General features: G+C 66.6%; 15 protein-coding genes. 5 read left to right on the top strand and 10 right to left on the bottom strand.

The window, feature by feature from the left end:
• The first annotated feature begins 16 nt into the window (after window positions 1-16).
• Both ACSQ9E_RS25305 and ACSQ9E_RS25300 read left to right on the top strand, forming a co-directional pair.
• Window positions 17-886 carry an acyl-CoA thioesterase gene (locus ACSQ9E_RS25305; RefSeq protein WP_436219497.1) on the top strand — a complete coding sequence of 290 codons (870 nt, stop codon included), beginning with the start codon at window positions 17-19 and terminating at the stop codon, window positions 884-886.
• 89 nt (window positions 887-975) lie between these two features.
• Window positions 976-1,752 carry an enoyl-CoA hydratase gene (locus ACSQ9E_RS25300; RefSeq protein ID WP_436219496.1) on the top strand — a complete coding sequence of 259 codons (777 nt, stop codon included), beginning with the start codon at window positions 976-978 and terminating at the stop codon, window positions 1,750-1,752.
• A 795-nt stretch (window positions 1,753-2,547) separates the two neighbouring features.
• Here the strand turns inward: ACSQ9E_RS25300 and ACSQ9E_RS25295 are convergent.
• The 3 genes from ACSQ9E_RS25295 to ACSQ9E_RS25285 all read right to left on the bottom strand — a co-directional run bounded on the left by ACSQ9E_RS25295 (window position 2,548) and on the right by ACSQ9E_RS25285 (window position 6,708).
• Window positions 2,548-4,713, bottom strand: coding sequence for a 3-hydroxyacyl-CoA dehydrogenase NAD-binding domain-containing protein (locus tag ACSQ9E_RS25295; protein ID WP_436220265.1), 2,166 nt, complete (start codon window positions 4,711-4,713; stop codon window positions 2,548-2,550).
• A gap of 23 nt (window positions 4,714-4,736) precedes the next feature.
• Window positions 4,737-5,942 (bottom strand): acetyl-CoA C-acetyltransferase, encoded by a 1,206-nt coding sequence (locus ACSQ9E_RS25290; protein WP_057200080.1) that lies wholly within the window; start codon window positions 5,940-5,942, stop codon window positions 4,737-4,739.
• 142 nt (window positions 5,943-6,084) lie between these two features.
• Window positions 6,085-6,708, bottom strand: coding sequence for an outer membrane beta-barrel protein (locus ACSQ9E_RS25285; RefSeq protein WP_057200081.1), 624 nt, complete (start codon window positions 6,706-6,708; stop codon window positions 6,085-6,087).
• Between the two features lie 263 nt (window positions 6,709-6,971).
• Between ACSQ9E_RS25285 and ACSQ9E_RS25280 the strand changes: the two genes are divergently transcribed.
• The gene (locus tag ACSQ9E_RS25280) at window positions 6,972-7,277 is read left to right on the top strand and encodes a hypothetical protein (protein ID WP_057200082.1); all 306 of its coding nucleotides are present in this window, start codon (window positions 6,972-6,974) and stop codon (window positions 7,275-7,277) included.
• Window positions 7,278-7,413: 136 nt separating this feature from the next.
• Here ACSQ9E_RS25280 and ACSQ9E_RS25275 read toward each other — a convergent pair whose 3' ends face one another.
• The 7 genes from ACSQ9E_RS25275 to ACSQ9E_RS25245 all read right to left on the bottom strand — a co-directional run bounded on the left by ACSQ9E_RS25275 (window position 7,414) and on the right by ACSQ9E_RS25245 (window position 15,446).
• Window positions 7,414-8,577 (bottom strand): acyl-CoA dehydrogenase family protein, encoded by a 1,164-nt coding sequence (locus tag ACSQ9E_RS25275; RefSeq protein WP_436219495.1) that lies wholly within the window; start codon window positions 8,575-8,577, stop codon window positions 7,414-7,416.
• 118 nt (window positions 8,578-8,695) lie between these two features.
• Window positions 8,696-9,859, bottom strand: coding sequence for an ABC transporter substrate-binding protein (locus ACSQ9E_RS25270; protein ID WP_057200084.1), 1,164 nt, complete (start codon window positions 9,857-9,859; stop codon window positions 8,696-8,698).
• Between the two features lie 96 nt (window positions 9,860-9,955).
• Entirely contained in the window at window positions 9,956-11,812 is a 1,857-nt protein-coding gene (locus ACSQ9E_RS25265) for an AMP-dependent synthetase/ligase (RefSeq protein WP_436219494.1), read from the bottom strand.
• A 5-nt stretch (window positions 11,813-11,817) separates the two neighbouring features.
• Window positions 11,818-12,636 (bottom strand): ABC transporter ATP-binding protein, encoded by an 819-nt coding sequence (locus ACSQ9E_RS25260; RefSeq protein WP_436219493.1) that lies wholly within the window; start codon window positions 12,634-12,636, stop codon window positions 11,818-11,820.
• On the bottom strand, window positions 12,633-13,472 hold the full coding sequence (locus ACSQ9E_RS25255) for an ABC transporter ATP-binding protein (RefSeq protein WP_057200087.1): 840 nt from the start codon (window positions 13,470-13,472) through the stop codon (window positions 12,633-12,635). Before ACSQ9E_RS25255 ends, ACSQ9E_RS25260 begins: the two co-directional genes overlap by 4 nt.
• 17 nt (window positions 13,473-13,489) lie before the next feature.
• On the bottom strand, window positions 13,490-14,566 hold the full coding sequence (locus ACSQ9E_RS25250) for a branched-chain amino acid ABC transporter permease (protein ID WP_057200088.1): 1,077 nt from the start codon (window positions 14,564-14,566) through the stop codon (window positions 13,490-13,492).
• A 4-nt stretch (window positions 14,567-14,570) separates the two neighbouring features.
• On the bottom strand, window positions 14,571-15,446 hold the full coding sequence (locus ACSQ9E_RS25245; RefSeq protein ID WP_436219492.1) for a branched-chain amino acid ABC transporter permease: 876 nt from the start codon (window positions 15,444-15,446) through the stop codon (window positions 14,571-14,573).
• A 172-nt stretch (window positions 15,447-15,618) separates the two neighbouring features.
• Between ACSQ9E_RS25245 and ACSQ9E_RS25240 the strand changes: the two genes are divergently transcribed.
• Together ACSQ9E_RS25240 and ACSQ9E_RS25235 are read left to right on the top strand one after the other, a co-directional pair.
• Window positions 15,619-16,416 (top strand): crotonase/enoyl-CoA hydratase family protein, encoded by a 798-nt coding sequence (locus ACSQ9E_RS25240; RefSeq protein ID WP_436219491.1) that lies wholly within the window; start codon window positions 15,619-15,621, stop codon window positions 16,414-16,416.
• A gap of 82 nt (window positions 16,417-16,498) precedes the next feature.
• On the top strand, window positions 16,499-16,984 hold the full coding sequence (locus ACSQ9E_RS25235) for a thioesterase family protein (RefSeq protein ID WP_436219490.1): 486 nt from the start codon (window positions 16,499-16,501) through the stop codon (window positions 16,982-16,984).
• Window positions 16,985-17,118: the final 134 nt, after the last annotated feature.

The following is a 17,118-nucleotide window of genomic DNA, read 5'->3' as shown; positions in this document are numbered from 1 at the left end:
GCGGCACACTCAGCGCATGACCAGCACCACGACCCCGCAAGGCAGCGACGCGCCTTCAGTATCCGCCGACCACCCGCTCGACCAAGCGCTGCAGCTGTCCGCCAGCGGCGATGTCCCGGGGCAGTACCAGGGTCAGACCCACCCCGGTTACTGGAACATGGTCGGTCCGTTTGGTGGTGTCACGGCGGCCAGCCTGCTGAATGCCATCCTTTTGCACCCGGACCGGCTGGGCGATCCCCTGTCGCTCACGGTCAACTACGCGGGCGCCTTGGTGGAGGGCGCCTTCACCATCCAGGCCGTGCCCGTGCGCACCAACCGCTCCACCCAGCACTGGACACTGTCCATCCTGCAGGCCGATGGCGAGGGTGCGCTGGTGGTCACCACCACCGGCACGGCGGTGACGGCCGTGCGCCGCGAGACCTGGAGCGTGGGCGATCTGCCCATGCCCGAGGTGACGCCGCCCGGCGAGCTGGCGCCCATTGCCCGGCAAGGGGTGGAGTGGATCAACCGCTACGAAATGCGCCCCTTGAAAGGTCCCATCCCCAACACCTGGGATGGCAGCGGAGACCACAGCACGACGCAGTTGTGGATGCGCGATGCGCCACCACGGCCGTTGGATTTTCTGTCGCTCGCCGCCCTGGCCGATGTGTTCTACCCGCGCGTCTGGCTGCGCCGCGCACGCCGCGTGCCGGCCGGTACGGTTTCCATCACCGTGTATTTCCACGCCAGTGCGGAGCAATTGCAAGCCACCGGCACCGGCCACCTGCTGGGCCAGGCGCGCGGCCAGGAGTTCCGCAACGGCTTCTTCGACCAGACCGCCCAGCTGTGGAACGAGGCCGGCACCATGCTGGCCACGAGCCACCAGATCGTCTACTACAAGGAATGATGGATGCAAGGCGGGCAGGGGGCGTTAGCATCCTGCGCGCGCATCCGTCCTTCGATGCCCCATTCATCCCAAACCCCGAGATTCCCGCCATGACTGCATCCACCCAAGACATCCTCGTCCACACCGAAGCCGGTGTCACCACCATCACCTTCAACCGGGTGGACAAGAAAAACTCCATCACCACCACCATGTACGCGGCCATGGCCGATGCGCTGGTTGCCGCCGAAGCGGACGCTGCCGTGCGCGTGGTGGTGTTCCAGGGCGATGTGGCGATCTTCAGCGCCGGCAACGACATCGGCGACTTCTTGCAACAGCCACCGGCCGCGCAGGACTCGCCGGTGTTCCGCTTCCTGCACGGCATTGCCGCATTCCCCAAGCCCGTCATCGCATCCGTCTGCGGCCCGGCCGTGGGCATCGGCACGACCATGCTGTTCCATTGCGACCTGGTCTACGCGGGTGACAACGCGGCGTTCTCCATGCCCTTCGTGAATCTGGGCCTGTGCCCCGAGGCGGCGTCGAGCCTGCTGGTGCCGCAGATGATGGGCTACCACCGTGCGGCCGAGGCGCTGCTGCTGGGCGAGCCGTTCATGGCCGAGGCTGCGTTGGAAGTGGGCCTGGTGAACCGCGTGGTGCCGCCGACTGAGTGCAATGGCATTGCGCAGGCGCAGGCGAAGAAGCTGGCTGCGAAGCCCTTGTCTGCGTTGATCGAGACCAAGCGGTTGATGAAGAAGGGGCAGATTCAGCCGGTGCTGGAGCGCATGGCGGAAGAGGGCGCGAGCTTTGGGCGCATGCTGCGCGAGCCTGCTGCGCGGGAGGCGTTTTCGGCGTTCATGGAGAAGCGCAAGTCTGACTTCAGCAAGGCCTGATGTTGTGATGGTGGTTGCTTCTGTGCTTTTCTGAGGGCGGAGGCCGGGTCTCGGCCCGGCGGCCGAGGTACCTTTCTTTGAGTCGCCAAAGAAAGGTACCCCAAAGAAAGGCGACCCCGCTGCCCGTGTCCCCACTCGCCTGGCGGCGATTGGGGCAGCCTGCGATGCTCGGCCCTGGGGTGCACCGCGGAACTCGCTGCGTTCCCCCTTCGGGTGAACTCCGCTCGAACAACCGCGGTGAGTCAGTTCACGATGCGCGTGTCCTTCGGCACGCGCTCACCCCAGGCCCTGCGCTTCTCGGCACGGTCAGAAGGGGGCGGGAACGGGCTCCACACGGGCCATTGCTTCGCTCGGCCTGTGGTCCTTCGCTGCGCTCGGCTCGCCAGGGCAATCACGCCCCAGCTGTCGGCAGCGCGCAACGCGCGCGTCCCCGACCCAGGCGCAGCTGCGAAGCAGCAGCCGTCTTTGTCCCCGCTCCCCACCCCTGCTGGCTGCGCCGAGAAGCGCAGGAGCTGGGGTGGGTGCGTGTGCCGAAGGACACACGCACTTCGTGAACTGACTTGCCGCAGCTGTTTGAGCGGAGTTCGAAGAACGCAGCGAGTTCTGCGGCACCACCCCAGATCCGAGCATCGCAGGTTGCCCCCGTTCGCCCGACAGGGCGAACGGGGGACGCAGACTGGGGGTCGCCTTTTCTTGGCCCACCTTCTTTTGGCGACGCAAAAGAAGGTGGGTGCGCCGCCGGGCGCACACCCCGGCCTCCGCCCTCAGCAAAGGCACGCGGCTGGAAAACGACACTCAATTCCGAGGCTGAAACCGCTCAATGGCCGAGCGCGCCGCAGCATCCAGCGCAAACCCAGGCCCGAACCGCTGCGCCAACTCATCCGCCCGCGCAAGGAAAACTTCGATCCCAGTTCCATAGATGAACTGCATCGCCCCCCCAGTCCACGCCGGAAACCCGATCCCGAAGATCGACCCGATATTCGCATCGTGCACACTCGTGAGCACCCCCTCCGCCAGGCACCGCGCCGTCTCCACCGCCTGCCGGTACAGCAACCGATCCTGGATCTCCTGAACGCCCAGAACCTCGGAACCTGCAGCCGGCGCCTTCTCGAACAGCGAACGCAGCTGAGGCCACAACTGCTTGCGACCGCCCGCAGGGTAGTCATAGAACCCGCCCCCACCCGCACGGCCAGGGCGCTTGAGCTCCTTGACCATGCGCTCCACCAGCAACTCCCCGGCCGTGGCCTGGTAGCTGCGGCCCTCTGCCGCGTAGTCCGCACGGGTCTGGTCCAGCACATGCACGCTCAAGGTCAGCGCCGTCTCGTCCAGCACGGCCAGCGGCCCCACCGGCATGCCGGCCTGCATCGCCGCGTTCTCGATCAGCGCGGCGGGTACGCCCTCGCCGAGCAGGGCCGCGCCCTCCATCACGTAGGTGCCGAAGGTGCGGCTGGTATAGAAGCCACGCGAGTCGTTGACCACGATGGGCACCTTGCCCAGGGCCTGCACGTAGTCGAACGCACGCGCCACGGTCTCGTCGTCGGTTTCCTTGCCGCGGATGATCTCCACCAGCTTCATCTTGTCCACGGGGCTGAAGAAGTGGATGCCCACGAACTTCGCGGGCCGGCTGCTGGCCTGGGCCAGGCCGGTGATGGGCAGGGTCGAGGTGTTGCTCGCGAAGAAGCCGCCGTCGGCGAGCTGGAGCTCCGCCTCGCGCGTCACGTTCGCCTTGAGCTCGCGGCTCTCGAACACCGCCTCGATCACCAGGTCGCAACCGGCCAAGTCGGCGGCATCGGCGGTGGCCTTGATCTTGCCGAGCAGCGCCTGCTGCGCCGTGGCTTCCATGCGGCCCTTGTCCACGAGCGCCTGCGAGAGCTTGGCGCTGTAGGCCTTCCCGGCGTCGGCCTTCTCCTGCGTGACATCCTTGAGCACTGTGGCAATGCCCAGGCTGGCCTGGGCCCAGGCGATGCCCGCGCCCATCATGCCGGCGCCCAGGATGCCGACCTTCTGCGGCTTGTAGCGCGGGGATTGGCCGGGGCGCGACTGGCCGCTCTTGATCGCGTTCATGTCGAAGAAGAACGTGTTGATCATGTTGCGCGCGACCGGCCCGGTCATCAGGCGCGCGAGGTAGCGGCTTTCGATGCGCAGTGCGGTGTCGTAGTCGACGATGGCGCCTTCGACCATGGTGGCCAGGATGGCCTCGGGCGCCGGGTAGCGGCCGCGCGTGGTCTTCTTGAGCATGGCCGGCGCCACGCTCAGCGCCGCAGCCACCTTGGGGTTGGCGGGCGTGCCGCCGGGCATCCTGTGGTTCTTGTCGTCCCAGGGCTGCACAGAATGCGGGTGCGTGGCGATGCGTGCCAGCGCGGCGGGCAGCAATTGCTCGGGCGTGGCCACCAGCTCGTGCACCAGCTGCAGCTCCAGCGCCTCGCGCGGGTTGAAGAGCTTGCCTTCGAGCAGATAGGGCTGCGCACCCATCAGGCCGAGCAGGCGGGTCATCTTGGTGATGCCCGTGGCGCCCGGCATCAGGCCCAAAGTCACCTCGGGCAGGCCGAACAGGATGCGCTGGTTGTCCACCGCGATGCGGTAGTGGCCCACCAGCGCCACCTCCCAGCCGCCGCCCAGGGCCGCACCGTTGAGGCAGCTGACCACCGGGATGCCCAGGGTCTCCAGCGTGCGAAAGTGCTGCTTCATGCGCTCGATTTCGCCGAAGGCCGTGGGCGCATCGGCCGGCTTGAGCCGCATGGTGGCCTTGAGGTCCGCGCCCGCGAAGAAGCTGGTCTTGGCCGACGCCAGCACCACGCCCTTGAGCTGGGCGCGGTCGGCCACCACACGGGCCGTGGCCTCGCCCAGGTCGGCCTGCCACTGGCGGCACATGGTGTTGACGCTGGAGTCCGGTTCGTCGAAGGTGATGAGCGCCACCTTGCCGTCGGCGGCGTCGAGGAGTTCGTAGCGGATGGTCTGCATGGTGTTCTCCGTCGTCATCGTCATCACACGCGCTCCACGATGGTGGCAATGCCCATGCCGCCGCCCACACACAGGGTGGCCAGGCCATAACGCAGTTGCCGGCGGTGCAGTTCGTCGATCAGCGTGCCCAGGATCATGGCGCCCGTGGCCCCCAGCGGGTGCCCCATGGCGATGGCGCCGCCGTTGACGTTGACCTTCTCGTGCGGCACGCCCAGCTCGCGCATGAAGCGCATGGGCACGGCGGCAAAGGCCTCGTTGACCTCGAACAGGTCGATCTGGTCGATGGTCATGCCGGTGCGGGCCAGCGCCTTGCGTGCGGCGGGCATGGGGCCGGTGAGCATGATGGTCGGGTCGGCCCCGCTGAGCGCCGTGGCCACGATGCGCGCGCGGGGCGTGAGCCCATGGGCTGCGGCGGCGGCCTCGTTGCCGATCAGCACCGCCGCCGCGCCATCGACGATGCCCGAGGCATTGCCCGCATGGTGCACATGGTGGATGCGCTCGACTTCGGGGTAGCGCTGCAGCGCCACGGCATCGAAGCCCATGCCGCCCAGTTGCTCGAACGAGGGCTTGAGCGCGGCCAGCCCCTCCAGCGTGGTCTGCGGCTTGATGAACTCGTCCTCCTCCAGGATGGGCAGGCCCAGGAAGTCCTGGACGGGCACCACGGATTGCTTGAAGTACCCTGCTGCACGGGCGGCGGCGGCGCGGCGCTGGGATTCGACGGCATAGGCATCGACGTCGGAGCGCGTGAAACCGTCGAGCGTGGCGATCAGGTCAGCGCCGATGCCCTGGGGCACGAACAGGGTGGCCGAGTTGGTGTCCGGGTCCTGCGCCCAGGCGCCGCCGTCCGAGCCGATGGGCACGCGGCTCATGCTCTCCACGCCTCCGGCCACCACCAGGTCTTCCCAGCCCGAGCGCACCTTTTGTGCCGCCAGGTTCACGGCCTCCAGGCCCGACGCACAAAAGCGGTTGACCTGCAGCCCCGAGGCGCGGAAGTCCCAACCCGCCTTGAGTGCCGCCACCTTGGGCAAAACCGAGCCTTGTTCGCCCACGGGTGAAACGATGCCCATCACGATGTCGTCCACCGCAGCGGTATCGAAGCGGTGGCGGCGGTGCAGCTCGGCCAGCAGGCCGGTGAGCAGGCTGATGGGCTTGACCTCGTGCAGGCTGCCGTCCTTCTTGCCCTTGCCCCGCGGCGTGCGGATGGCATCGAACACATAGGCTTGTGTCATGGCGTGTCTCCAGTTGTCGCCGCAGTATAGGGCGGGACAGCTTTATGCAGATCACCCGCTTTGTATAAATGGTGACAGCTGGAGAACGCAGGGGGACGACAGCCGCTGCTGGGGCGGAGCGCGGCGCCCGGTGTGCCGGGGTTCAGAACTTGTAGCGCACGCCCACGGTGGCCATGTCGGCGGGGGCGGTGTCGTCCGAGAAGCGCAGGCGATGGCGCTCCCATTCCAGCACGGCAGCAATGTTCGGTGTAAAGCCCCAACTGGCGCCGACGCCGTAGGACAGGCCCATGCCGCTGTTCTTGCCGGCGCGCAGGCCGTACACGGGCTGCGCGGAGGTGGAGGTCCGGCTGTAGGTGGTGCCGGCCTTGGCGAACAGCTCCAGGCGCTCGCCTATCGGTGCGCGTCCCACCAGGCTCAGGTTGATGCCCTGGGCCTTGGTGCGGCCGTCCAGCCGGTAAGCGCGGCCGAAATCGAGGTAGCCGACCTCGACCCCGACATTGCGGTGGAAGTACCCGCCGGCGCTGAGCTTCCAGGCCGTGTCGGTGTCGTCGTAGGCCAGGCCTGCGGGCCCCGTTGCCAGGTCGTACTGGGAACGCCCGCCCGACAGGCCGATATAGCCGGACTGGGTGAAGGGCAGCACCGAGCGCGAGGACATGGGCGCATCGGCTGGCGCCTGCGCTCGGGCCATGCCGCACACCACGCCGAAGAGGGCGCCGCTGATGGCGGCAATGAGCCAGGGGGAAGTGCTGCGCCGTACATGTCTCATGGAAGTCTCCTGGAAAGAGGACACCGTTCTCGGCGCCCGCACGCGCAGGGCGCCTCACTTCCCAATTTATGCGGCCCATCTGTAACAGCACGTGGGATTTGGTAAGCGGAGTTTGTAGGACTTGGCCTGCAGGGAGCTGCGCTGTCAACGCGCTATCCTGTTGTCTTCCGGGCCGGGCCTGCAGGGGACGCGCTGCCGACATTGGCAGATCGTGCCGTACCCTGTGGACACTGGCTGCTTTCTGATCCTCGACAATCCAGAACATGGCAAAAACCCTTTCTGAATCCCTGCAACTCCTGGCGCGCGACGCCATCGAGTACGACGACGCGCGCTCGGGCTTTTTCCTGGAGCACCATCTGGCGCTGGCCGCAGGCGCAGGGCTGGCCGTGTCGGCATTCATGGCCCCCAGCCGCGGTGCAGCAGCCGCACGCGGGATTGCTGCGGGACTCTTGCTGGTGCGCGGTCTCAGCGGCCGCGATGGCGTGCGCGACTGGCTGCAGGTGCGCGGAACCGCGCCGGCCCCGCGCAAGCTCAGCCCCGAAGAGATCCGCGAGACCTGGCTCCTGTAGGAGCAGCAACCAAGCTCTTCTGGCATCGTTGCCGCGTCTTGCCGTACTGCTCGTACTGCTCGTACTGCCGGCGACGCAGCGCCGGGCCAGAACCGTTTCGCTGAGCTTTGTTGGCCGCTCCTGGCAGCGCTGAGGGCTACTTGCCCAGCCCCATCGCGCGGGTGATCACTTCCTTCATGATCTCGTTGGTGCCGCCGTAGATGCGCTGCACGCGGGCGTCGGCATAGGCCCGGGTGATGGGGTATTCCCACATGTAGCCATAGCCGCCGTGCAGCTGCAGGCATTCGTCCATCAGCTTGCACTGCAGGTCGGTGGTCCAGTACTTGGCCATGCTGGCCGTGGCAGTGTCGAGCTGGCTGGCCACGATCAGTTCGCAGCACTTGTCCACGAACACCCGGGCCACCTGCACCTCGGTCTGCAGTTCGGCCAACGTGTAACGGGTGTTCTGGTAGCTGGCCACGGGCTGGCCGAAGACCTTGCGCTGCTTGACGTAGTCCACCGTCCAGTCGATGGCCGCCTGAGAGGCTGCCACGGCGGTGATGGCGATCTGCAGGCGCTCCCAGGGCAGTTGCTCCATCAGGCAGATGAAGCCGCGCCCCTCCATGGCCGGGCCGCCCAGCAGATTGTCTGCCGGCACCTTCACATCGGTGAAGAACAGTTCGGAGGTGTCCTGCGCCTTCATGCCCAGCTTCTTGAGGCGCTGGCCCTTCTCGAAGCCCGGCATGCCGCGCTCCACCAGGAACAGGCTGGTGCCCTTGGCGCCCGCCGCCGGGTCGGTCTTGGCGACCACGATCACCAGGTCGGCATGCCAGCCATTGGTGATGAAGGTCTTGCTGCCGTTGAGCACATAGTGCGAGCCGTCGGCGCTCTTCACGGCCGTGGCCTTGATGCCCTGCAGGTCACTGCCGGCGGCCGGCTCGCTCATGGCGATGGCGCCCACCATGGCACCGCTGGCCAGCTGCGGCAGGTAGCGGCGCTTTTGTTCCTCGGTGCCGTAGTGCAGGAGGTAGGGCGCCACGATCTCGCTGTGCAGCCCGAAGCCGATGCCGGTGAAGCCGGCACGCGCAATCGCCTCCATCTGCGCCACCGAGTAGAGCTTGTCGGCGCCCGCGCCTCCGTACTCCTCGGGCAGGGCCATGCACAGAAAGCCGTTCTCACCGGCCTTGGTCCACACGGCGCGGTCCACATAGCCCTGTTCCTCCCAGGCCGCATGGTAGGGTGCCACCTCCTTGTCGAGAAAGCGCGCAAAGCTCTCGGCAAAGGCCTGGTGGTCGGCGTTGAAGAGGGTGCGTTCGATCATGGTGTTCGTCTCCAGCGTAATTTTGAAAAGCGGGTGCTTTCCAAAATTCTGCCATGGGTTTGCCACAGTAAAAAGGCCGCCCATGGGGGGCGGCCTGGCAGGCAAGCGCGGACGCTGCTTACTTGACGTAGTCCGACACCACCTTCCACTTGCCGTCCTGGATCTGCGACAGACGCGAGAGGTCGCTGCCCAGGCGCTTTTGCGGTCCGTAGGTCGCCTCGGCGCTGCCGAACATGTCGGGCGGGATCACCATGGTGTCCATGGCCTTGATGAAGCTCTCGGTGGTCAGCGAGGTGCCGGCCTTTTGCGCCGCGCGGATGAAGGCATCGATGGCGCCGTAGCCGTAGACCGAGAACACCGTCGGGTCTTCATTGAACTTGGTCTTGTACTTGGTGGCCCAGAAGCGGATGGGCTGCGAGGCCTCGTCCAGGTAGGGGTGCTGCACCGTCATGGTCGCGTACAGGCCGTCCATGGGCTTGCCGCCCAGCTTGTGGATCAGGTCGGTGTAGGCCGCGCTCGACCCGAGGAAGGTGGGGTTGAAGCCGGTCTTGCGTGCCTCGCCGATGGTGCCGATGGTCTCGCGGATGATGGTGCCCAGGACCACGAAGTCGCACTCCGCCGCTTTCATCTTTGCCACCTGGGACGAGAAGTCGGTGGCGCCGCGCTTGTACGAGGTCTTCTCGGCGAAGTCGGTGCCCATGGCCTTCAGGGCCGCTTCACCGCCGCGCATCACCTCCAGCCCGAACTCGTCGTCCTGGTAGATGGTGCAGATCTTCTTGGCGCCCTTTTCCTTGATGAGTTTGGGCGCTGCCAGGCGGATCTGGTCGTAGTAGGTCGCGGCGAACGAATACTTGAGCTTGTGGAAGGGCTCGTACATCTCGCGCGCGGCCGTCACCGGAAAGAAGTTGATCACGTTCTTGCTGAACTGCACCGGCATGGCTGCCAGGTTCTGCGCCGTGCCGATGTGCGCCACCATCATGAAGATCTTGTCCTGATTGACGAGCTTCTGCGCCGCCAGCACCGCCTTCTTGGGGTCGTAGCCCGAGTCCTCCACCTTGAGGTCGAGCTTGCGGCCGTTGACGCCGCCCTGCTCGTTGGCCTCGTCCACGCGCAGCATCATCCCCAGGCGCACCTGCTTGCCGAAGCCCGCGAGCGGCCCCGACAGATCCTGGATGGAGCCCAGCGTGATGGTGTCCTTGGCCACGCCCTGCGGGGCCTGGGCCTGCGCGGCGCCGCCGGACATGGCCACGATGGCCAGCACGGCAATGGGATGAAGTTTCATGGCACGTCTCCTTGGATGGATCGGATTCGTCGTTATAGAACGATGCCCGATACCGGGCACCAGCACTTTCCCTATGGAACCGGGGCCCGGCACGGCTCAGCGGTACATGGCCTCAATGCGTTCCGCATACTTCTGCTGCACGAGCTTGCGCTTGAGCTTCATGGTGGGGGTCAGCTCCTCGTCCTCGGCCGAGAGCTGCGTGTCCAGCAAGAAGAACTTCTTGATCTGCTCCACGCGCGCGAAGCGGGTGTTCACCCGGTCCACCTCGGCCTGTATCAGGGCCTGCACCTCGGGGGAGCGCGTGAGGCTGGCGTAGTTGGAGAACGGCACGTCGTGGTCCTGCGCGTATTTCTCCACGTTCTCCTGGTCGATCATGATGATCACCGTGAGGTAGGGGCGGGCATCGCCGATCACCACTGCGTCCGTCACATAGGGGCTGAACTTGAGCTCGTTCTCCAGCTCGCTCGGGGTGATGTTCTTGCCGCCGGCGGTGATGATGAGGTCCTTCATGCGGTCGGTGATGCGCAGGTAGCCATCGGGGTCGATCACCCCCACGTCGCCGGTGTGCAGCCAGCCATCGGCATCGATGGTCTCGGCCGTCTTCTCGGGCTGGTTCAGGTAGCCCTTGAACACGTTCGGGCCGCGCACCTGGATCTCGCCGGTGCCCGGGTCCACGCGCACCTCGTTGTAGCTGGCGGCCGGGCCGATGGAGCCGGGCTTGATGCGGCTGGCGGGCACGCCGGTGGCGGCGCCGCAGGTCTCGGTCATGCCCCACACCTCCAGCATGGGCACGCCCAGGGCCAGGTACCACTTCACGAGCTCGGGCGAGATCGGCGCCGCGCCCGTGACCAGGAAGCGCGCGCGGTGGATGCCGATGAGCTTGCGCACGTTGTTGAGCGCCAGCCAGCGCGCCACCTGGAACTGCAGCTTCTGCACCGCCCCCACGGGCTGACCGGCCAGCACCTGGTCGGCAATGCGCGTGCCCACGCCGATGGACCAGGCGTAGGCCGCCTGCTGCAGCGCCGTGGATTCCTTGAGCGCGATCATCACGCCCGAATAGAACTTCTCCCACACGCGTGGCACGGCGGTGAATACCGTGGGGGCGATCTCGCGCACGTTCTCGGGCACGGTGTCGGGGTTTTCCACGAAGTTCAGGCGCGAGCCGGTGTACAGCGAAAAGTATTCGCCCCCCATGCGTTCGGCGATGTGGCACAGCGGCAGGAAGCACATGGCCTCGTCGTCCTCGGTGCGCGAGATCAGCGTGTTGTAGCCGCGCACGGTGTAGGCGAGGGCGCCATGGGTGTGCATGGCGCCCTTGGGCTTGCCGGTGGTGCCCGAGGTGTAGACCAGAATGGCCACGTCCTCGGGCCGGCAGGCCTGCACGCGGCGCTCCAGCTCGCCCGCATGCCCCTGGCTCCACTCGCGGCCCAGCGCGCGCAAGGCCTGCAGGCTGATGATGCCGGGGTCTTCCAGGCTGCGCAGGCCCTCCATGTCGAAGACCACGATCGTGCGCAGCAAGGGCAGTTGGGCGCGCACCTCCAGCGCCTTGTCCAGCTGTTCATCGTCTTCCACGAAGAGCACGCTGGTGCGCGAGTCTTCGCTCAGGTAGTGCACCTGGCTGGCCGCGTCGGTGGGGTAAATGCCGTTGGAGACACCGCCGCAGCTGAGCACGGCCAGGTCGGCCAGCACCCACTCGATGTTGGTGTTGGACAGGATGGAGGCGCATTCGCCCGGCGCGAAGCCCAGCGCCATCAGGCCGCCTGCGATCTCGCGCACGGCATCGGCCGTCTGGTTCCAGGTCCAGCTCTTCCAGATGCCGAGCTGCTTCTGGCGCATCCACACACGCGGGCCGCGCTGGGCCACGCCGTTCCAGAACATCGCGGCAATGGTGTCGCCCGCGAGCACGTCGGTGCCGGCCGGCTGGATGTGGGAGAGGTCCCATAGATTGGACATGCCGGTCACCTCCAGTTCTTCTTCTTCTTCCAGCGCCGCTCGCCGCGCACGCCGGCGTCCTTCATGCCCAGGTAGAACTCCTTGATGTCGTCCTTTTCGCGCAGGCGCTCACAGCTGTCTTCCATCACAATGCGGCCGTTTTCCAGCACGTAGCCGTAGTCGGAGGCGTTGAGCGCCATGTTGGCGTTCTGCTCCACCAGCAGGATGGTGGTGCCGCGCTCGCGGTTGATGCGCACCACGATCTCGAAGATCTCCTTGGTGAGCTTGGGCGACAGGCCCAGGCTGGGCTCGTCGAGCAGGATGAGCTCGGGGTTGGCCATCAGCGCGCGCGAGATCGCCAGCATCTGCTGCTGCCCGCCCGAGAGCAGGCCCGCGTCCTGCCCGGCGCGCTCCCTGAGGATGGGGAAGTAGCCGTACACCAGCTCCAGGTCGCGTGCCACGGCGTCGGCATCGCTGCGCGTGTAGGCGCCCATGAGCAGGTTGTCGCGCACCGACAGCAGGGCGAACACCTCGCGCCCCTCGGGCACATGCACCAGCCCCCGGCGCACGATGGCGGCCGGGTCGGTGGCCGCGATGTGGGCGCCCTGGAACTCGATGGTGCCCCGGCGTGGATCGATGATGCCCGAGATGGTCTTGAGGATGGTCGTCTTGCCCGCGCCATTGCTGCCCAGCACGGCGGCGATCTCGCCGCGCTGCACCTGCAGGCTCACGCCGCGGATGGCCTTGATGGGGCCGTAGGCGCTCTCCACGTTCTGCAGGCGCAGCAGCGGCATGCCCTCGGCAGCGCTGGCGCCGGATGGTCCGGGAAATGGAATGACGGTCATCGTGCCATCCTTGCCGGTGCGCTGCCCGCCGGGCGGCGCAGGTTGCTCACGTCGTCGATGGTGCCCAGGTAGGCCTCGATCACGCCGGGGTGCGACTGCACCTCGCGCGGCGTGCCCATGGCCACCACCTCGCCCTGGTTCATGGCCAGCACGCGGTCGGACACCTTGGACACCAGCGACATGTCGTGCTCCACCATCAGCACGGTGATGCCGAGCTCGTGCTGGATGTCCTGGATCCAGAAGGCCATGTCATCGGTCTCCTCCACGTTCAGACCCGACGAGGGTTCGTCCAGCAGCAGCAGGCGCGGCTCGGTGCACAGCGCGCGGGCCAGCTCCACCACCTTGCGCACGCCGTAGGGCAGGCCGGCCACCAGCGTGTCGCGGTAGTGCTGCAGGTCCAGGAAGTCGATGATCTCCTCGGCCTTCTCGCGCGCACGCACCTCGGCGTCGCGCACGCGGCGGGTGAACAGCAGGTCGGCCCACAGGCCCGTCTCGCGGCGCGTGTGGCGGCCGATCAAGAGGTTGTGCAGCACGCTGGCATGCTCGAACAGCTCGATGTTCTGGAAAGTGCGCGCAATCCCCAGGCCCGCCACCTTGTGCGGCGGCTGGTCGGTCAGCGACAGCATGCCGTCCGGGCCGGCGTAGTGGATGGTGCCGGTGGTGGGCGTGTAGATGCGGCTGATGAGGTTGAACACCGTGGTCTTGCCCGCGCCGTTGGGGCCGATCAGGGTGAACACCTCGCCGCGGCGCACCTCGAAGCCCACGTTGTTCACGGCCAGCACGCCGCCAAAGCGCACGCTGAGGTTCTGCGCGCTGAGCAGGATGTCGTCGGTCATGGGAGAAGCGGTGCCGGTCATTTCAAGCGGTCCGATTTCTGAAAAGCCTTCTGCCGCTTGAACAGGCCCTTGCGGTAGAACGGAAACAGCTGCAGCCAGGTGCGCACCTTGAGCCAGCGGCCATACAGGCCCATGGGCTCGAACAGCACGAAGAGGATCAGCACGGCGCCGTAGACCACGGCCTGCAGGCCGGGCGCCTGGCCGATGCTGGCCGGCAGCCAGTCCTTGCCCAGCGAGATCAGCTGCGGCATGGAGATCAGGAAGATCGCGCCGAGGAAGGCCCCATGCACCGAGCCCAGCCCGCCGATCACGATCATCAGCAACAGGTCGATGGACTGCAAAATGTTGAACTGGTCGGGCGAGATGAACTGCAGCTTGTGCGCATACAACGCCCCGCCGATGCCGGCCAGCGCAGCCGACAGCGAGAACGACAGCGTCTTGTAGCGCGCCAGGTGGATGCCCATGCTCTGCGCCGAGATCTCCGAATCGCGGATGGCCACGAAGGCCCGGCCCGTGGGCGAGCGCAGCAGGTTCAGGATCGCCAGGGTGCTGACCACGGCAATCACCAGGCACAGGAAATAGAACGACTCGGTGGACTCGAACTTGAAGCCCCAGATCTCGGGTGGCACCAGGTGCTTGCCTGAGTTGCCGCCCGTGACCGACTCCCAGCGCGCAAACACTTCCTCGACGATGAAGCCGAACGACAGCGTGGCCATGCCCAGGTAGATGCCCTTCACGCGCAGCGCCGGCAGCCCCACCACCACGCCCACTGCGGCCGACAGCCCGGCCGCGCAGGCCAGCGACAGCGCAAACGGCCAGCCCATGCCCGTGAGCACCGCCTGCGTGTACGCCCCCACGCCGAGGAAGGCCGCATGCCCGAGCGAGAACAGCCCCGTGAAACCGGCCAGCAGCATCAGCCCCAGGCCGACGATGGCGTAGATGAGCACGAAGGTCAGCTGCGCCAGCCAGTACTCGGGTGCCACCCAGGGCGCCACCACCAGGGCCAGGCCCAGCAACCCGTACCAGAACAGGTGCCCGCCATGCTTGGCCAGGCGCAGGTCCTGCTCGTAGGAAGTCTTGAAAAGAAAGCGCATGGGGTCAGACTTTCTTTCTCAGCTTTTCGCCAAACAGCCCGTTGGGCCGCACCATCAGCATGACCAGCACCACGATGTAGGCGGCGGTGTCCTTGAACCCATCGGGCAGGTAAAAGCCCGAGAACGATTCGACGATGCCGATCACCAGGCCGCCGACGATGGCACCCGGCAGGCTGCCGAAACCGCCCACCACCGCGGCCGGGAAGGCCTTGAGCCCGATCAGCCCCATGTTGGCGTGTACGAAGGTGATGGGCGCCAGCAGCAGCCCGGCCACGGCCGCGACAGCGGCCGCCAGGCCCCAGGCCAGGCCGTTCAGGCGCTGCACAGGAATGCCCATGTAGTAGGCCGCCAGCTGGTTTTGCGACGAGGCCTGCATGGCGATGCCGAGCTTGCTGTAGCGGAACAGCGCGAACAGCAGCACGCACAGCACGCCGGTGGCGCCGATCACGGCCAGTTGCTCGGCGTTGACCACCAGGGTGCCCAGGCGGAACGACAGGTCCTTGTAGGGCACGGGCAGGGTGTGCGTCTCGGTGCCGATGGTGGGGGTCATGGTCACCAGGCCACGCAGCACGTAGCCGATGCCGATGGTCAGCATGACGATGGAGAAAGCGGGCTGGCCCAGGATGGGGCGGATCACGGCACGTTCGAGCACCGTGCCGAACAACCCCATGGCCGCGATGCTGGCGAGCACCGCCACCCAGAAGGGAAAGCCGAGCACCGTCATCAATGCCAGGCCGCAGAAGGCGCCCAGCATCATCAGCTCGCCCTGGGCGAAGCTCACGGTTTCGGTGGCCTTGTAGATGAGCACGAAGCCGAGCGCGATCAGGCCGTAGATGCAGCCCTGGGCGACCCCGCTGATCAACAGTTGCACGAATTGCACACTGGCTCTCCAGAATATTTATACAAAGCATTTGCTTTGCATAAATAATGGTGCCTGTGCGCGGCCCGTACCGCACTCGGGGCTAACCCTGATGGGGATCAAGGCGCATGTTGTCCCTTTGCAGGCGTGCGCGCAATAAGGGTTGCGTCCTATGCGGCGCCAGGAGAAACCGATGGCCATAGAGGTAGACAAGCAAGGCCGTGTCACGCTGGTGACATTGCACCGACCCGGCGTGCGCAACGCGGTGGACGCCGCCACCGCCCAGGCGCTGCATGCAGCCTTTCTGGATTTCGAACGCGACGATGGCGCCGACGTGGCCGTGTTCCATGGTGCCGGCGGGCATTTCTGCGCCGGCTGGGACCTTCAGGCAGGTGCCCGGTTGCAGGCCGAAGGCACCTCGCCAGAAGCCTTGGCCAGGGGGCTCGACTACGCGGCCAGTACGCCGGATCCACCGGGGCCCATGGGCCCGAGCCGGCTGCAACTGTCCAAGCCCGTGGTGGCCGCCATCAGCGGCGCCGCCGTGGCTGGCGGCATGGAACTGGCGCTGTGGTGCGACCTGCGCGTGATGGAAGAGGACGCCTACTTCGGCGTGTACTGCCGCCGCTTCGGCGTGCCGCTGATCGATGGCGGCACGGTGCGCCTGCCGCGCCTGATCGGGCTGTCGCAGGCGCTCGACCTGATCCTTACGGGCCGCAAGGTCGAGGCGCACGAGGCGCTGCGCATGGGCCTGTGCAACCGTGTCGTACCACCCGGACAGGCGTTGGTGGCCGCCCTGGCGCTGGCGGGCGAGATAGCCGCCTTCCCGCAGACCACGCTGCGGGCGGACCGTGCAAGCGCGATCGCGCAGGAGGGGCTGCCGCTGGCCGATGCGTTGCTGCAGGAATGGCAGGGCGGCAGGGCCTGCCTGGCCGATGCGCTGCGGGGCGCGGCGAGCTTTGCCGCGGGCCAGGGGCGGCACGGAAAGTTTTGATTGAAAATGACCTGAAATGCTTATTTGGGTGGCATGGCCTGCTATCCATTGAAGAGCGCACGAAGACACCCACAGGAACACCATGAGCAAGACCAGCACCGCACCGCCGCAGGAATTCGAACCCGAATTCGTGGCCGGACTGAAATCCATCTTCGAGGAAAAGATCGTCTTCAACCAGGTGCTGGGCCTGAAGGTCACCGGCCTGCACCCCGACCGGGTGGAGGGGCGCATCGAGATGAAGCCCGAGCTGGTGGGCCACTATGCCTACAACCGCGTGCACGGCGGCGTGATCAGCGCAGGCCTCGATGCCATGGGCGGCCTGGCCGTCATGGCCGCCATCGGTGCGCGCCACATGGACGAGGCGCCCGACCAGCGCCTGCACCGCTTTGCCAAGCTCGGTACCATCGACCTGCGCATCGACTACCTGCGCCCGGGCATCGGCAGCCACTTCACGCTGCATGCCGAGGTACTGCGCCTGGGCTCGCGGGTGGCGACCACGCGCATGGAGTTCAAGGGGCCCAACGGCGAGATCATGTCGGCGGGGGCTGCCGCCTACATCGTCTCCTGAACGTCTGTCGGCCAAGGATGTAACAGGCGCATGTGTGATCCGGCAAGCCTTGCAAGTGCATGCTACGGGTGAACCGTTTGGTTACCGTTCTTGCGTAAAGCGCGCATCCATCGCGTAGGCCCCCTCCTACGATG

This window comes from Acidovorax sp. LjRoot118, assembly GCF_964253575.1.
GTDB lineage: Bacteria > Pseudomonadota > Gammaproteobacteria > Burkholderiales > Burkholderiaceae_C > Acidovorax.
The sequence above is the reverse complement of the archived record's forward strand: the minus strand, read 5'-3'. Positions and strand labels throughout refer to the sequence as shown.

Bases quoted from the DNA above. Each gene is read 5' to 3' on its own strand.
- ACSQ9E_RS25300 (WP_436219496.1), top strand. From the start codon at position 976: ATGACTGCATCCACCCAAGACATCCTCGTCCACACCGAAGCCGGTGTC.
- ACSQ9E_RS25285 (WP_057200081.1), bottom strand. From the start codon at position 6,708: ATGAGACATGTACGGCGCAGCACTTCCCCCTGGCTCATTGCCGCCATC.
- ACSQ9E_RS25280 (WP_057200082.1), top strand. From the start codon at position 6,972: ATGGCAAAAACCCTTTCTGAATCCCTGCAACTCCTGGCGCGCGACGCC.
- ACSQ9E_RS25290 (WP_057200080.1), bottom strand. From the start codon at position 5,942: ATGACACAAGCCTATGTGTTCGATGCCATCCGCACGCCGCGGGGCAAG.
- ACSQ9E_RS25270 (WP_057200084.1), bottom strand. From the start codon at position 9,859: ATGAAACTTCATCCCATTGCCGTGCTGGCCATCGTGGCCATGTCCGGC.
- ACSQ9E_RS25235 (WP_436219490.1), top strand. From the start codon at position 16,499: ATGAGCAAGACCAGCACCGCACCGCCGCAGGAATTCGAACCCGAATTC.
- ACSQ9E_RS25240 (WP_436219491.1), top strand. From the start codon at position 15,619: ATGGCCATAGAGGTAGACAAGCAAGGCCGTGTCACGCTGGTGACATTG.
- ACSQ9E_RS25295 (WP_436220265.1), bottom strand. From the start codon at position 4,713: ATGCAGACCATCCGCTACGAACTCCTCGACGCCGCCGACGGCAAGGTG.
- ACSQ9E_RS25250 (WP_057200088.1), bottom strand. From the start codon at position 14,566: ATGCGCTTTCTTTTCAAGACTTCCTACGAGCAGGACCTGCGCCTGGCC.
- ACSQ9E_RS25275 (WP_436219495.1), bottom strand. From the start codon at position 8,577: ATGATCGAACGCACCCTCTTCAACGCCGACCACCAGGCCTTTGCCGAG.
- ACSQ9E_RS25260 (WP_436219493.1), bottom strand. From the start codon at position 12,636: ATGACCGTCATTCCATTTCCCGGACCATCCGGCGCCAGCGCTGCCGAG.
- ACSQ9E_RS25305 (WP_436219497.1), top strand. From the start codon at position 17: ATGACCAGCACCACGACCCCGCAAGGCAGCGACGCGCCTTCAGTATCC.
- ACSQ9E_RS25265 (WP_436219494.1), bottom strand. From the start codon at position 11,812: ATGTCCAATCTATGGGACCTCTCCCACATCCAGCCGGCCGGCACCGAC.
- ACSQ9E_RS25255 (WP_057200087.1), bottom strand. From the start codon at position 13,472: ATGACCGACGACATCCTGCTCAGCGCGCAGAACCTCAGCGTGCGCTTT.